Below are 13242 nucleotides of genomic sequence, written 5' to 3' on the forward strand. Positions count from 1 at the left end.
CCTGGTCGCTAGAACCGATAGGCAACGCCAAGGGCGCCCACAGCTTGCGATTTGCGCCGTACCAGCGGGCTGTCGGCCGCGTCCCCCATGAGCTGGCTGACACCGGCGGTGCCGGTGATGCTCCATGTCTTGGTCAGGTCATAACTGAAGCCAAGTCGCAGGGAAACATCCTTGAATCCGGCCGAAGCCCGGTATTCCGACAAACCGGAGCGGGCTGCCTGTTGCGCACTGATGCCGAAGTAACTGTTCATGTACTTGGCGTTGGCCCAGTTGACCGACAGGCTGGGAATGACTTTAAAGCGCTCCGATACGGAATACGGATAAGAGACGCGCGCATTTGCAGTGAGTCCGCGCTCGCTTTTGGTAATTGCCTGGGTGGCCGATACCGTGAATATGGCACCCCATACATTCGTCGATACGAAAATACGTGCGCCCAGCGCATTGGACAGCTTGCCGATGCCCTCGGGCACGTCGCTTTCGCTATACCCCTCCATCATGTTCACGCCGGCTCCGATAGTCAGTTGCGGGGACTGCCAGATATTTAAGCCCAGACCATCGCCCGAGCGGGCGAAAAAACGCCCGTACTGGGCGTCCACCACGGGAAAGGGCTGCAGCCGATATTCATCGGCCCCTTCATAGCGCGGGGCAATGGCTGCGCCCAGGCCGAGTTTCAGATGATCGTCGTCGGCGGCATGAGCGGCCGCAGCGGTCAGGCTCAATAAAGCCAACAGGATTCTGGACGGTGTTCTGGGGGGTAGGCAGACTTGTGCATATATAGGGGTTGAAACGGCAGGCTTCATGCTGGCTCCAAGGGGATAAAACTCGGGTTTAAGGTTCGTGAAAGAATCTTAAGGAGAAATTTTTGGCTTGTCAAAGTACGCACATGTATCTTATTTTTTGATAAAACAGACCCAGGCCTGCGCGTTGGTCGGGTCTTGCGCGGCAACTGCTATATAGGAACCTGGTATATATATAGAGCCGATAGATTGGAAGATAGAAAGGCGTCAGTGATCTGACTGTGATTGATTGATGGTGGCGCTTGAGCGCAGACACATAGGCGGGTTCACGCAGCAGGCAGAATATAGAAGTCGCCATAGAAGAAGGCGGCCAGCCGGGCGGTTCATCGCCAATGGCGGCGCGCACGTTCTCGTTTGCTGTATGCCCAGATTAAACCTGTCACATTCATTTCGGCCGTACTTACGAGACGCGTTTGCCAAAAAAGTTGTTGTTTTTCAAGTAGTAATTGGTCTTTTTAAGGTGTTTTTCACTTGCGTCCGGTACTCAGATAGGATATATTAGAGGACTTCGTTCGTTTATGGGCGGAGAAACTATTTAAACAGATTTCAACCCAGGGTGGCGCACAAACTGATGGGCGCGGCCTGACGGGACCAAAACTGGTTATATGAATAGCATCTGGTGCTTGCTGGCCTGCCTGACGTGCTGATTTACCTTGGTGTTTATTACGAGTAAATCAAAAGCGAAGTGGGTCGAAATACCAGAAATGGCAAACGGGCTGTCGGGAAACCGGCAGTGTATGTAACTAAGTTGGAACAGGAATAATCATGATCCAAATGCAAAGCACGCTAGACGTGGCTGATAACACCGGTGCGCGCCGTATTATGTGCATCAAGGTGTTAGGTGGCTCAAAGCGCCGTTACGCAGCCATCGGTGACATCATCAAAGTGACTGTCAAGGATGCAGCTCCGCGCGGACGCGTCAAAAAAGGCGAAATCTATAATGCGGTCGTCGTACGTACCGCCAAGGGCGTTCGTCGTAAAGACGGTTCGCTAATTCGTTTTGGTGGGAACGCAGCAGTACTGCTGAACGCCAAACTTGAACCTATCGGTACACGTATTTTCGGGCCTGTTACGCGTGAACTGCGTACCGAGCGCTTCATGAAAATCGTGTCACTGGCACCTGAAGTGCTGTAAGGGGCAGATAGATGGAAAACATTCGTAAAGGTGACGAGGTTATCGTCCTTACCGGTCGTGATAAAAAGCGCCGCGGTGTCGTACTGGCCCGTGTTGACGCTAATTACGTCCTGGTCGAAGGCGTGAACGTTGTCAAGAAACACACTAAACCTAATCCGATGAGCAACAATCCCGGCGGCATCATTGACAAAACAATGCCTATCCACGTTTCCAACGTGGCATTGTTCAATCCTGCAACTGGCAAGGGCGATCGTGTAGGCGTCAAAGAAGTGGATGGACGTAACGTCCGTATTTACCGTTCTAACGGCGAAGTCGTTGGCGCGAAAGCGAAAGGGGCGTAATCATGGCTCGTTTGCAAGACTTATACAACAGCAAGATTGCTGGCGAAATGAAGAAACAGTTCGGTTACCAGAGTGACATGGAAGTGCCTCGCATTAGCAAGATCACACTGAACATGGGCGTTTCTGAAGCCGTTGCTGACAAGAAAGTGATCGAACACGCTGTTTCAGACCTGACAAAAATTGCTGGTCAGAAACCTGTGATTACTAAAACCAAAAAGGCGATTGCCGGTTTTAAAATCCGTGAAAACTATCCTATCGGCTGCATGGTGACATTGCGCGGTCAGCGTATGTACGAGTTTCTGGATCGTCTGGTTACGATCGCATTGCCTCGTGTACGCGACTTCCGTGGTATCTCCGGTCGCGCGTTCGATGGTCGTGGTAACTACAACGTCGGGGTGAAAGAGCAAATCATTTTCCCTGAAATTGAATACGACAAAATCGACGCACTGCGTGGCCTGAATATCAGTATCACAACGACAGCTAAGACAGACGAAGAAGCCAAAGCGCTGCTAACAGCCTTCAGCTTCCCGTTTCGTAACTAAGGGGCGATGACGTGGCAAAACTTTCACTCATCAATCGCGATATCAAACGCGCCAAACTGGTTGAGAAATTCGCAGCCAAACGTGCAGCACTGACAGCGATCATTAACGACACATCGAAATCCGACGAAGAGCGCTACGACGCACGTTTGAAATTACAGCAATTACCGCGTAATGCAAACCCAACTCGTATGCGTAACCGTTGCGTAATCACCGGACGCCCACGTGGCGTGTTCAGCAAATTTGGTTTGACCCGTCACAAACTGCGCGAGATGGCAATGCGCGGAGAAGTGCCCGGTATGACCAAGGCTAGCTGGTAGGAGAATAAATTATGAGCATGAGCGATCCAATCGCCGATATGCTGACGCGTATCCGTAACGCGCAGCAAGTCGAGAAAGTCTCGGTATCGATGCCCTCCTCTAAGCTGAAAGTGGCTATTGCCACCGTGCTGAAAGACGAAGGTTATATCGAGAGCTTTGAAATCAAAGGTGAAAAAGCCAAGCCCGAGCTTGAAATTTCACTGAAATACTACGCGGGACGTCCCGTGATCGAACGCATTGACCGCGTATCACGTCCTGGACTGCGCATCTACAAAGGCCGTACTGCCATCCCTCAGGTGATGAACGGTCTGGGTGTAGCCATCGTCTCCACTTCGCGTGGCGTCATGACAGACCGCAAGGCCCGTCATGAAGGCGTGGGCGGCGAAGTTCTGTGTTACGTGGCATAAGGAGAAGAATATGTCACGTATAGCAAAATATCCTGTTGAAGTCCCTAAAGGTGTTGAAGTTAGCATCACGGACAGCAACATTCATGTTAAAGGCCCTTTGGGTGAACTGAACCAGCAACTGGGCGGCGAAGTCGCTCTCAAGCTGGACGACGGCAAAATCTCTTTCACCGTGGCTGATGATTCACGCCATGCAAAAGAAATGTCCGGCACTCTGCGCGCCCTGGTAAACAATATGGTTACCGGCGTCAGCAAGGGTTTCGAACGTCGTCTGAATCTGGTTGGCGTGGGTTACCGTGCCCAGGTTCAGGGAGATTCACTCAAGCTTCAACTTGGTTTCTCGCATGACATCGTGCACCCGCTGCCAAACACCGTGAAAGCCGAATGCCCCACTCAGACCGAAATCGTTCTGAAGAGCTTCGACAAACAGGCTGTTGGCCAGGTTGCCGCGAAAGTCCGCGCCTATCGTCCACCAGAGCCCTACAAAGGCAAAGGTGTTCGTTATGCTGACGAACGCGTCATCATCAAAGAAACCAAGAAGAAATAATAGCGCAGGCAAGGATATATCATGGACAAAAAATTATCCCGTTTGCGTCGTGCAGTGGCGACTCGCCGGAAAATTGCAGAGCTCGGTACATACCGTCTGGCAGTTCACCGTTCGAATCTTCACATTTACGCAAACGTTATTTCGCCGGAAGGCGACAAGGTGTTGTTAACCGCTTCTACGCTCGAGCCCGAAGTCCGCAAGGAACTGGCCGAAGGCAAGAAAAATGGTGGCAACGTTGAGGCAGCCGTCATTGTTGGAAAACGGGTTGCTGAGAAAGCCAAGGCAGCGGGTATCGAGTCTGTAGCATTCGACCGTGCCGGTTTCCGTTACCATGGCCGCGTCAAGGCGCTGGCCGAAGCCGCGCGTGAAGCCGGCCTCAAGATCTAATCGAGGAATTGTCAAATGGCAAAAGCACAAGGCAAGAACGCCCCTGAGCAAGAACGCGATGACGGTTTTCGCGAGAAGATGATTGCGGTCAATCGTGTGACCAAGGTAGTTAAAGGTGGTCGCACAATGAGCTTCGCAGCCCTGACAGTAGTCGGTGATGGCGATGGCCGCATCGGTATGGGTAAAGGTAAAGCACGCGAGGTGCCCGTCGCAGTTCAGAAAGCAATGGAACAGGCCCGTCGTGGCATGGTTCGCGTCGCGCTGAAAGAGGGCACGCTGCATCACACCGTCGTGGGTAAACATGGCGCATCTACCGTTCTGATTTCACCGGCTGCCGAAGGTACCGGAGTGATCGCAGGCGGTCCAATGCGCGCCATCTTCGAAGTGATGGGTGTACGCAACGTGGTTGCCAAGAGCCTGGGCTCCAGCAACCCGTACAACCTGGTACGCGCAACATTGAACGGTCTGAACGCCTGCCTGACACCTTCCGAGGTGGCAGCCAAGCGCGGCAAATCGGTCGAAGAGATTCTGGGGTAAATGATGGCACAGAAGAAGCAAATTAAAGTCACGCTTGTTCGGTCCGTTATCGGCACCAAACAAAGTCACCGCGATACAGTGCGCGGTTTGGGTTTGGGTAAAGTAAACAGCAGCCGCGTGCTGGTGGATACACCGGAAGTTCGTGGGATGATTCGCACAGTCGATTATCTCGTGTCCGTTTCGGAAGCCTGAAGCCTATCGTAAAGGAATAGAGATGTCCGAAATGCAACTCAACTCATTGTCCCCCGCTGAAGGCAGCAAGCACGCCAAACGTCGCGTAGGTCGCGGCATTGGTTCAGGCTTGGGTAAAACAGCCGGTCGTGGACACAAAGGTCAGAAATCACGCTCAGGCGGCTTTCATAAAGTCGGCTTCGAGGGTGGTCAGATGCCCCTGCAACGTCGTTTGCCAAAACGCGGTTTTACGCCTCTGGGTCAGCACCTGTACTCACAAGTACGTTTGTCTGATCTGCAGAAGCTGACTGGCGACGAAGTCGACGTTCAGGTGCTCAAGCAGCAAGGTATTATTGGTCAGCAAGTACGTTATGTGAAAGTCATCAAATCAGGTGACCTTTCCCGTAAAGTATCCCTCAAAGGGCTGACAGCAACAGCCGGTGCCCGCGCAGCGATCGAAGCCGCTGGTGGTTCACTCGCTGAGTAAAAGGGGTCAAAGTGGCTAAAGCACAGGCAGCAGGAAAAGCAGGTAGCGGTAAAAAATACGGCGACCTCAGGCAGCGTCTTGTGTTCCTGATTCTCGCGCTGATCGTGTATCGGCTGGGTACGCATATTCCGGTGCCGGGTATTAATCCCGATGCCATGCGCCAGCTGTTCAATTCGCAATCTGGCGGGATTCTGGGCCTCTTTAACATGTTCTCGGGTGGCGCCCTGTCGCGCTTCTCAGTATTTGCTCTGGGTATCATGCCGTATATTTCGGCATCGATCATCATGCAGCTGGTCAGTTCCGTAGTACCTTCTCTTGAAGCAATCAAGAAAGAAGGGGAGGCTGGCCGCCGCAAGATTACCCAGTACACACGCTACGGCACGGTGTTGCTCGCGCTGGCGCAATCCTTTGGTATTGCCGCCACGCTGCAGGCTCAGCCGGATCTGGTCAATTCACCGGGGGCCATGTTTGTCTTTACGACAGTGGTCACCCTGGTAACCGGAACCATGTTCGTGATGTGGCTTGGAGAGCAAATTACCGAGCGCGGTCTTGGTAACGGTATTTCAATCCTGATTTTTGCAGGTATTGTGGCCGGTCTGCCAACCGCTTTGGCGAGCATGTTTGAGCTGGTCAGTCAGAATCAGATCGGAACGGTGTCCGCACTGTTTATTCTGGTACTGGTGGTAGCGATCACAGCACTGGTGGTGTTTGTTGAGCGTGGTCAGCGCCGTATTACGGTGAACTACGCCAAACGCCAGGTCGGTAACAAGGTTTATGGTGGTCAGAGCTCGCATCTGCCCCTGAAGCTGAATATGGCAGGTGTGATTCCTCCCATCTTCGCTTCGTCCATCATCCTGTTTCCGGCGACCATTGCCAGTTGGTTTTCGCAATCAAGTAACATGCGCTGGTTAAGCGACACGGCAGCTGCGTTGCAGCCTGGTCAGCCCCTGTATGTGACAGTATTCACTGCCTTGATTGTGTTCTTCTGCTTTTTCTATACCGCGCTGGTATTCAACAGCCGGGAAACAGCAGACAATCTGAAGAAGAGCGGCGCATTTGTTCCGGGTATCCGTCCGGGACTGCAGACATCAAAATACATCGACAAAATTTTGATGCGCCTGACACTGGTCGGTGCCATTTACATCACTCTGGTGTGTCTGGTTCCCGAGTTTCTCCGGATGCAGTGGCAGAATGTACCGTTTTATTTTGGCGGCACTTCGCTGTTGATTATCGTGGTGGTAACAATGGACTTCATGGCGCAGGTACAGGCCTATATGATGTCCCACCAGTATGATTCGCTGCTCAAGAAGACAAGTTTTAAGGGTTCGAGCTTACCTATGAGATAGATCATGGCCAAGGATGACGTCATACAAATGCAGGGTGAGGTTGTCGAGAACCTCCCGAACGCAACATTTCGTGTAAAGCTCGAAAACGGACATGTGGTTCTTGGCCACATTTCCGGCAAGATGCGAATGCACTATATTCGGATTCTTCCGGGTGACAAGGTAACCGTGGAACTCACGCCCTATGACCTTTCACGTGCAAGAATCGTCTTCCGCTCTAAATAAGCGGAAACAAAACTAGGAGTCAACCATGAAGGTAATGGCATCGGTAAAAAAGATCTGCCGTCATTGCAAGATCATTAAACGACACGGAGTTGTACGAGTAATTTGTACAGATCCACGTCACAAGCAGCGTCAGGGTTAATCCTGGCGCATCGATTTAACGAGGAACAGACATGGCCCGTATAGCTGGCATTAACATTCCGCCGCATCAGCATGCTGAAATCGGTCTGACCGCTATTTTTGGCATTGGACGCACTCGCTCTCGCAAAATCTGCGAATCAGCCGGTGTGGCCTTTGACAAGAAAGTGAAAGATCTGACAGATGCAGAACTCGAGAAAATCCGTGAACAGATTGGTCTGTTCACAGTCGAGGGTGATTTGCGTCGTGAAGTACAACTTTCGATTAAACGTCTGATTGACCTGGGTACCTACCGTGGTCTGCGTCATAAACGTGGTCTGCCCGTTCGCGGTCAGCGCACACGTACAAACGCACGTACACGCAAGGGCCCACGTCGTTCAGCACAATCACTGAAGAAATAATCGGGGTAGATTATGGCGAAAGCTTCTGGCGGCGCTGCACGCGCACGCAAAAAAATCAGAAAGGTTGTATCGGACGGTATTGCACACGTTCATGCATCTTTCAACAATACAATCATCACAATTACTGACCGTCAAGGCAATGCCTTGTCATGGGCGACGTCGGGTGGCGCGGGCTTTAAAGGCTCACGTAAATCGACGCCTTTTGCAGCGCAGGTTGCAGCCGAGTCAGCGGGCCGTGTAGCATTGGAATATGGTATCAAAACACTGGAAGTACGTATCAAGGGCCCTGGTCCTGGTCGTGAGTCTTCAGTGCGTGCATTGAATGCACTGGGTATCAAAATTTCCAGTATTTCAGACATCACGCCAGTCCCGCATAACGGTTGCCGCCCTCCTAAACGCCGTCGTATTTAATTTAGCAAGGGAAAATAATGGCACGATATACTGGACCAAAATGCAAACTTTCGCGTCGCGAAGGCATTGATCTGTTCCTGAAGAGCGCACGTCGTTCACTCGACTCCAAATGCAAGCTTGACTCCAAACCCGGTCAGCACGGCCGCACCTCTGGTGCCCGTACGTCCGACTACGGCCTGCAACTGCGTGAAAAGCAAAAACTGAAACGTATGTACGGTGTGCTCGAAAAGCAATTCCGTAAATACTTCGCTGAAGCTGAGCGTCGCCGTGGCAACACTGGCGAGACCCTGATTCAGTTGCTCGAATCACGTCTGGATAACGTTGTATACCGTATGGGTTACGGTTCAACACGTGCAGAAGCTCGTCAACTGGTTGCCCATGGTGCAATCGAGTTGAACGGTCACAAGGCAGACATTCCATCAATGCTGGTCAGCAGCGGTGATGTTGTTTCTGTTCGTGAAAAATCCAAAACACAGGCTCGTATCAAAGAGTCTATGGATCTGGCATCCGGCAACGGTCTGCCACAGTGGGTTGAAGTGGACACTACCAAACTGACTGGTACGTTCAAACAGGCGCCGGATCGCGCTGATGTCGCTCGTGATATCAACGAATCCATGGTCGTCGAGCTGTACTCACGTTAATGCATCAAAAAAAACAGGGAACCAATACGGTTTCCTGTTTTTTGCAATGTCAGATTTTATCCTGGTTGTATTTATCTTATCCATCAGCCTTATCGGTGTAACGAGCCGAGGGTATTGAAAAGGACACAGAGTTATGTCTCAAGGTTTTTTGAAACCCCGTTCCATTGAAGTCACACCGGTTACCGAAAACCACGCCAAAGTGGTTATGGAACCGTTTGAACGTGGTTATGGCCACACGCTGGGCAATGCGCTGCGTCGCATTCTGCTGTCTTCAATGACAGGTTTTGCGCCTACTGAAGTGCAAATCACAGGTGTGGTTCATGAGTACTCTACGCTGACAGGCGTGCGTGAAGATGTCGTTGACATCGTTCTGAACCTGAAGGGCATTGTATTCAAGCTGAACAATCGTGAAGAAGTGACCGTTACGCTGCGCAAATCAGGCTCCGGCCCGGTACTGGCCAGCGATATCGATCTGCCTCACGACGTGGAAATTATCAATCCGAATCACGTGATTGCGACGCTGACAGACAACGGCAAGCTCGAGATGCAAATCAAGATCGAGCAGGGTCGTGGTTATGTGGCCGGCAATATGCGCGCACTCACCGACGAGCGTTCGCACACCATCGGCCGCATTCAGATGGACGCCTCTTTCAGCCCCGTTCGCCGCGTCAGCTATGCTGTCGAAAGCGCCCGTGTTGAACAGCGTACCGACCTGGACAAGCTGATTCTGGATATCGAAACAAACGGCGTGATTTCTCCTGAAGAAGCCGTACGTCAGTCTGCCCGTATCCTGATGGATCAGATTTCCGTATTTGCTGCCCTGGAAGGCGCCAGCGATACCTTCGAAACACCGGTTCGCGGCGTACCGCAAATTGATCCGGTCCTGCTGCGTCCTGTTGACGATCTCGAACTGACCGTTCGCTCGGCCAACTGCCTCAAAGCAGAAAATATCTATTACATTGGTGATTTGATCCAGCGTACTGAAAATGAGCTGCTCAAAACACCTAACCTGGGCCGTAAATCCTTGAATGAAATCAAGGAAGTACTGGCTGCACGTGGCCTGACCCTGGGCATGAAGCTGGAAAGCTGGCCGCCACTGGGTCTTGAGCGTCCTTAAGGTTCAATACTGTTGGCTGCAGGCATCAAACCTGCCGCCAGCATGAGCTCTGGCTCATATTTGCTGTAAAATTGCTGATTCCCGCAAGGGGCCAAAAGAACAGGATGGTTTCGGGTATATCATATTGCATATATGGTCTCCCGATTCTGTTCCTATACCAACCGGACCGCCAGTTATGACAGCCGTCATAGCAGGATAGAAGAACCGGTCAAACAGATGGCATAAGCTGTCTTTAACCTAGATTCAAAGGAAATTATTATGCGTCACCGTAGTGGTCTACGTAAGCTGAACCGTACCAGCAGCCATCGCTTGGCGATGTTCCGCAACATGTCTGTATCTCTGATTCAGCACGAAGCGATCAAAACAACATTGCCAAAAGCCAAAGAGCTGCGCCGTGTCATCGAGCCCCTTATCACCATGGCCAAAGAGCCGACCCTGGCTAACAAACGCCTGGCATTTGCCCGTCTGCGCGACCGCGATGCTGTCGTTAAACTGTTTGCCGAAATCGGTCCTCGCTATAAAGAGCGTAACGGTGGTTACACCCGCGTTCTGAAAATGGGCTTCCGTCAGGGCGACAACGCACCAATGGCATTCATGGAACTGGTTGACCGTCCTGAAGTTGCCGACGAAGTGGTTGACGCCGAGTAAGGCTGACACCCGATAGTCGACAGCCGGTGTGCATGCACCGGCGGGCGTCGCAGTATTTCTTTGCCGGGGGTATCACATCACCGGTAGCAAAAAGGCATCTGTTTTGGCAGGTGCCTTTTTTGCGTTGTGTCCACTGTAAGCCCGTGCTGTAAAGGCAACCTGTAAGCACTATTGTACGGTTGGAGCAATTGATCACACTCCTGTCCCTTGATTGCCGGGGTTTGCTATTCTGATTTGATTAATTGAATTTTTGTATTGCTATACAAATGTATTTACATTTGTGTATACTATGGGCAAGAGACTATCCGTTACAGGTTTCGATTGGGATGCGGGCAATTGGCCTAAATGTGCGAAGCATGGCCTGTCCAGGATAGAGGTTGAGGAAATATTTGATGGCCTTCCAATGGTCATGGCCGATCCTCACCCTGCCGAGCCAAGGATGCGCGCCATTGGTAAAACGAAATCGGGGCGTTACGTATTCCTGGTTTTTATGATCAGAGTCGTCAATGGTCGCCATTTGATTCGGCCTATCAGTGCTCGCTATATGCATCAGAAGGAGATCACTTTCTATGAGCAACAACACCGAAAAACTTAAGCCTATGCCGTCGCTCAAGAGCGATAAGCAGGCGCAAGCGTTTGTCGACACGGCCGATCTGTCGACATATGATCTATCCGGTTTCAGGCCCATGAGCTTCGAAGTGCAAAATAAGACCGCGGCACTGAATCTGCGGTTGCCGCAAAGCCTGCTGGATGCGATTAAAGTGAAGGCTAAAAACAAAGGCATTCCGTATACCCGGTATGTCAGAATGCTGATCGAACACGATCTTACGCGATAGACGCAATTTGCGCAAAAGCGGCGCAATCGACTTCAGCGTAATCGCTGCAATCATCATGTGCCGAGAAACGACGATTTGATAACTCGTACGGTGCCAAAGCGCCTGGTTTATTAAATTTACCGTTCTTTTGCGCCTAACTTATTCTTTCAGATTCATGACAGTCGCGCCCGCGCTACAATAAGGCCTGCAAAAATTCCCCCCTTCTTTTCCCCAACAGGAACGAACAATGCGTGCTTCGTCTGTGTCAGGTCTTGCTGCGCCCGCAGAACGTGACTACCAAAAAAATGCAAGAAAAGCCATCTGGGCTTCAGCAATTGGCTATGCTCTGGACGGATTCGATCTGTTGATCCTGGGCTTTATATTATCGGCCGTCAGTGCGGGCCTGGGTCTGACCAGCACCGAAGCCGGCTCGCTGGTGACCTGGACCTTGGTGGGCGCGGTGATCGGTGGCGTCGGTTTTGGCCTGCTTAGCGATATCTATGGTCGGGTCCGGGTCCTGACCTGGACGATCCTCCTGTTTGCGATCTTCACGGGAATGTGCGCCCTGGCGCAGGGCTATTGGGATCTGCTGGTGTACCGCACCATCGCCGGGCTGGGGCTGGGAGGTGAATTTGGCATTGGCATGGCGCTGGCCACCGAAGCCTGTCGCCCATCGCAGCGTGCTCGCGTCTCTTCATATGTCGGTCTGGGCTGGCAGGCCGGCGTCCTGGCGGCAGCGCTGCTCACGCCGCTATTGCTGCCCATTATCGGCTGGCGCGGCATGTTCGCCGTGGGTGTGTTGCCGGCCATTGTTTCGTTTTTTGTGCGCTCCTACATCGGTGAGCCCGAACACTTCGTCAAATCTGCCCCGATTGCACGGTCGTTTACGTTTGCGCCACTACGACTGCTGGTGGCTGATGTGGAAACTGTAAGGCGCAGCATCGGGGTGATTATCCTGTGTTCGGTGCAAAACTTCGGTTATTACGGGCTGATGATCTGGATGCCTTCGTACCTGTCCACGCAGTTTGGCTACTCCCTTACCAAATCTGCCAGCTGGACGGCCATGACCGTACTGGGAATGAGTCTGGGCATCTGGTTGTTCGGGCAACTGGCAGACCGCATCGGCCGTCGCCCCAGTTTTCTGCTATACCAGGTGGGCGCCGTCGTCATGGTTTACGTCTATTCCCAACTCACAACCCCGACCGCGCTGTTGTGGGGCGGAGCGCTGATGGGCGTTTTCGTCAATGGTATGATTGGCGGGTACGGGGCGCTGATTTCCGAGCTGTATCCCCGGGCAGCCAGAGCCACCGCGCAAAATGTGCTGTTCAATATCGGCCGGGCCATCGGCGGATTCGGACCGGTGGTGGTCGGCGCGTTGGCGGCAGCGTATTCCTTTGAAGTGGCCCTGGCGTTACTGGCGTCCCTGTATATACTGGACATTATCGCGACCCTGTTCCTGATTCCTGAACGCAAGGGGATGGAACTGGAGTAATTTCACCTACTCAGGAGTGTTTCCAATGACAACTGACTGCGTGGTCATGTACACCACCGTCCCCGATACGCTGCTGGCAAAACGCATCGCGCATCTACTGGTAGAAGAACATCTGGCTGCCTGTGTGAACTTAAGTCCTGCCGGTCTGTCTATTTATTTGTGGGAAGAGAACGTCGAAGGGACCGAGGAAATCACCCTTACCATCAAGACCTCCAGCCGGGCCAGCCTGCGCTGCCAGGAGCGAATTGTGCAGTTGCACCCCTACGACGTTCCTGAAATTATCATTCTGCCCGTCATTGGCGGGCATGTGCCGTATCTGGACTGGGTGCGGGCACAAACATCGGTATAGA

Annotated in this window: 23 protein-coding genes; 22 read left to right on the forward strand and 1 reads right to left on the reverse strand. The window is 52.3% G+C overall.

What is annotated here, in order from left to right:
• Positions 1-8: 8 nt before the first annotated feature.
• Entirely contained in the window at positions 9-800 is a 792-nt protein-coding gene (locus INT32_RS17640) for a MipA/OmpV family protein (protein ID WP_193090029.1), read from the reverse strand.
• A gap of 762 nt (positions 801-1562) precedes the next feature.
• Between INT32_RS17640 and rplN the strand changes: the two genes are divergently transcribed.
• The 22 genes from rplN (at position 1563) to cutA (ending at position 13241) form a co-directional block, all read left to right on the forward strand.
• Entirely contained in the window at positions 1563-1931 is a 369-nt protein-coding gene (rplN, locus tag INT32_RS17645; RefSeq protein WP_014752499.1) for a 50S ribosomal protein L14, read from the forward strand.
• Between the two features lie 11 nt (positions 1932-1942).
• Positions 1943-2272 carry a 50S ribosomal protein L24 gene (gene rplX / locus INT32_RS17650; RefSeq protein WP_128393186.1) on the forward strand — a complete coding sequence of 110 codons (330 nt, stop codon included), beginning with the start codon at positions 1943-1945 and terminating at the stop codon, positions 2270-2272.
• A gap of 2 nt (positions 2273-2274) precedes the next feature.
• Positions 2275-2814, forward strand: a complete 540-nt coding sequence (rplE, locus tag INT32_RS17655) for a 50S ribosomal protein L5 (protein ID WP_193090030.1) — start codon at positions 2275-2277, stop codon at positions 2812-2814.
• 11 nt (positions 2815-2825) lie between these two features.
• The gene (gene rpsN, locus INT32_RS17660; protein ID WP_014752496.1) at positions 2826-3131 is read left to right on the forward strand and encodes a 30S ribosomal protein S14; all 306 of its coding nucleotides are present in this window, start codon (positions 2826-2828) and stop codon (positions 3129-3131) included.
• A gap of 11 nt (positions 3132-3142) precedes the next feature.
• Positions 3143-3538 (forward strand): 30S ribosomal protein S8, encoded by a 396-nt coding sequence (gene rpsH / locus INT32_RS17665; RefSeq protein WP_193090031.1) that lies wholly within the window; start codon positions 3143-3145, stop codon positions 3536-3538.
• A 10-nt stretch (positions 3539-3548) separates the two neighbouring features.
• A complete protein-coding gene (gene rplF / locus INT32_RS17670; RefSeq protein WP_193090032.1) occupies positions 3549-4082 on the forward strand; it encodes a 50S ribosomal protein L6 in 534 nt (177 codons plus the stop codon).
• Between the two features lie 21 nt (positions 4083-4103).
• Complete coding sequence (rplR, locus tag INT32_RS17675) at positions 4104-4469, forward strand: 50S ribosomal protein L18 (RefSeq protein ID WP_014752494.1); 366 nt, start codon at positions 4104-4106, stop codon at positions 4467-4469.
• 15 nt (positions 4470-4484) lie between these two features.
• Positions 4485-5006, forward strand: coding sequence for a 30S ribosomal protein S5 (gene rpsE, locus INT32_RS17680; RefSeq protein WP_193090033.1), 522 nt, complete (start codon positions 4485-4487; stop codon positions 5004-5006).
• A 3-nt stretch (positions 5007-5009) separates the two neighbouring features.
• On the forward strand, positions 5010-5198 hold the full coding sequence (gene rpmD, locus INT32_RS17685) for a 50S ribosomal protein L30 (protein WP_014752492.1): 189 nt from the start codon (positions 5010-5012) through the stop codon (positions 5196-5198).
• A 22-nt stretch (positions 5199-5220) separates the two neighbouring features.
• A complete protein-coding gene (gene rplO / locus INT32_RS17690) occupies positions 5221-5664 on the forward strand; it encodes a 50S ribosomal protein L15 (RefSeq protein WP_193090034.1) in 444 nt (147 codons plus the stop codon).
• 11 nt (positions 5665-5675) lie between these two features.
• Positions 5676-7010, forward strand: coding sequence for a preprotein translocase subunit SecY (secY, locus tag INT32_RS17695; protein ID WP_193090035.1), 1335 nt, complete (start codon positions 5676-5678; stop codon positions 7008-7010).
• Positions 7011-7013: 3 nt separating this feature from the next.
• Positions 7014-7232, forward strand: coding sequence for a translation initiation factor IF-1 (gene infA, locus INT32_RS17700; protein WP_014752489.1), 219 nt, complete (start codon positions 7014-7016; stop codon positions 7230-7232).
• Positions 7233-7257: 25 nt separating this feature from the next.
• Positions 7258-7371, forward strand: a complete 114-nt coding sequence (rpmJ, locus tag INT32_RS17705) for a 50S ribosomal protein L36 (protein ID WP_024004065.1) — start codon at positions 7258-7260, stop codon at positions 7369-7371.
• Between the two features lie 31 nt (positions 7372-7402).
• On the forward strand, positions 7403-7768 hold the full coding sequence (rpsM, locus tag INT32_RS17710) for a 30S ribosomal protein S13 (RefSeq protein ID WP_100694088.1): 366 nt from the start codon (positions 7403-7405) through the stop codon (positions 7766-7768).
• Positions 7769-7780: 12 nt separating this feature from the next.
• Positions 7781-8179, forward strand: coding sequence for a 30S ribosomal protein S11 (gene rpsK, locus INT32_RS17715; RefSeq protein ID WP_014752486.1), 399 nt, complete (start codon positions 7781-7783; stop codon positions 8177-8179).
• A gap of 17 nt (positions 8180-8196) precedes the next feature.
• Entirely contained in the window at positions 8197-8820 is a 624-nt protein-coding gene (rpsD, locus tag INT32_RS17720; protein ID WP_193090036.1) for a 30S ribosomal protein S4, read from the forward strand.
• Positions 8821-8953: 133 nt separating this feature from the next.
• The gene (gene rpoA, locus INT32_RS17725) at positions 8954-9937 is read left to right on the forward strand and encodes a DNA-directed RNA polymerase subunit alpha (protein ID WP_128393179.1); all 984 of its coding nucleotides are present in this window, start codon (positions 8954-8956) and stop codon (positions 9935-9937) included.
• A 258-nt stretch (positions 9938-10195) separates the two neighbouring features.
• Complete coding sequence (rplQ, locus tag INT32_RS17730; protein ID WP_193090037.1) at positions 10196-10585, forward strand: 50S ribosomal protein L17; 390 nt, start codon at positions 10196-10198, stop codon at positions 10583-10585.
• A gap of 289 nt (positions 10586-10874) precedes the next feature.
• The gene (locus INT32_RS22420) at positions 10875-11180 is read left to right on the forward strand and encodes a BrnT family toxin (RefSeq protein ID WP_193090038.1); all 306 of its coding nucleotides are present in this window, start codon (positions 10875-10877) and stop codon (positions 11178-11180) included.
• Complete coding sequence (locus INT32_RS17740) at positions 11155-11421, forward strand: CopG family antitoxin (protein WP_226817247.1); 267 nt, start codon at positions 11155-11157, stop codon at positions 11419-11421. Before INT32_RS22420 ends, INT32_RS17740 begins: the two co-directional genes overlap by 26 nt.
• Before the next feature lie 226 nt (positions 11422-11647).
• Positions 11648-12892 carry an MFS transporter gene (locus INT32_RS17745; RefSeq protein WP_193090039.1) on the forward strand — a complete coding sequence of 415 codons (1245 nt, stop codon included), beginning with the start codon at positions 11648-11650 and terminating at the stop codon, positions 12890-12892.
• Positions 12893-12917: 25 nt separating this feature from the next.
• Positions 12918-13241: a divalent-cation tolerance protein CutA gene (gene cutA, locus INT32_RS17750; RefSeq protein ID WP_128393175.1), complete on the forward strand. Its 324-nt coding sequence runs from the start codon at positions 12918-12920 to the stop codon at positions 13239-13241.
• Position 13242: the final 1 nt, after the last annotated feature.

Source organism: Advenella sp. FME57, assembly GCF_014897675.1.
Lineage (GTDB): Bacteria > Pseudomonadota > Gammaproteobacteria > Burkholderiales > Burkholderiaceae_B > Advenella.

Coding starts and splice junctions, on each gene's coding strand:
- rplF (WP_193090032.1), top strand. CDS start 3,549: ATGTCACGTATAGCAAAATATCCTGTTGAAGTCCCTAAAGGTGTTGAA.
- rpsD (WP_193090036.1), top strand. CDS start 8,197: ATGGCACGATATACTGGACCAAAATGCAAACTTTCGCGTCGCGAAGGC.
- rpoA (WP_128393179.1), top strand. CDS start 8,954: ATGTCTCAAGGTTTTTTGAAACCCCGTTCCATTGAAGTCACACCGGTT.
- rplX (WP_128393186.1), top strand. CDS start 1,943: ATGGAAAACATTCGTAAAGGTGACGAGGTTATCGTCCTTACCGGTCGT.
- rplE (WP_193090030.1), top strand. CDS start 2,275: ATGGCTCGTTTGCAAGACTTATACAACAGCAAGATTGCTGGCGAAATG.
- INT32_RS17740 (WP_226817247.1), top strand. CDS start 11,155: ATGAGCAACAACACCGAAAAACTTAAGCCTATGCCGTCGCTCAAGAGC.
- rpmJ (WP_024004065.1), top strand. CDS start 7,258: ATGAAGGTAATGGCATCGGTAAAAAAGATCTGCCGTCATTGCAAGATC.
- INT32_RS22420 (WP_193090038.1), top strand. CDS start 10,875: ATGGGCAAGAGACTATCCGTTACAGGTTTCGATTGGGATGCGGGCAAT.
- rplN (WP_014752499.1), top strand. CDS start 1,563: ATGATCCAAATGCAAAGCACGCTAGACGTGGCTGATAACACCGGTGCG.
- cutA (WP_128393175.1), top strand. CDS start 12,918: ATGACAACTGACTGCGTGGTCATGTACACCACCGTCCCCGATACGCTG.
- INT32_RS17745 (WP_193090039.1), top strand. CDS start 11,648: ATGCGTGCTTCGTCTGTGTCAGGTCTTGCTGCGCCCGCAGAACGTGAC.
- rplO (WP_193090034.1), top strand. CDS start 5,221: ATGTCCGAAATGCAACTCAACTCATTGTCCCCCGCTGAAGGCAGCAAG.
- rplQ (WP_193090037.1), top strand. CDS start 10,196: ATGCGTCACCGTAGTGGTCTACGTAAGCTGAACCGTACCAGCAGCCAT.
- rpsK (WP_014752486.1), top strand. CDS start 7,781: ATGGCGAAAGCTTCTGGCGGCGCTGCACGCGCACGCAAAAAAATCAGA.
- rpmD (WP_014752492.1), top strand. CDS start 5,010: ATGGCACAGAAGAAGCAAATTAAAGTCACGCTTGTTCGGTCCGTTATC.
- INT32_RS17640 (WP_193090029.1), bottom strand. CDS start 800: ATGAAGCCTGCCGTTTCAACCCCTATATATGCACAAGTCTGCCTACCC.
- rpsH (WP_193090031.1), top strand. CDS start 3,143: ATGAGCATGAGCGATCCAATCGCCGATATGCTGACGCGTATCCGTAAC.
- rpsM (WP_100694088.1), top strand. CDS start 7,403: ATGGCCCGTATAGCTGGCATTAACATTCCGCCGCATCAGCATGCTGAA.
- infA (WP_014752489.1), top strand. CDS start 7,014: ATGGCCAAGGATGACGTCATACAAATGCAGGGTGAGGTTGTCGAGAAC.
- rplR (WP_014752494.1), top strand. CDS start 4,104: ATGGACAAAAAATTATCCCGTTTGCGTCGTGCAGTGGCGACTCGCCGG.
- rpsE (WP_193090033.1), top strand. CDS start 4,485: ATGGCAAAAGCACAAGGCAAGAACGCCCCTGAGCAAGAACGCGATGAC.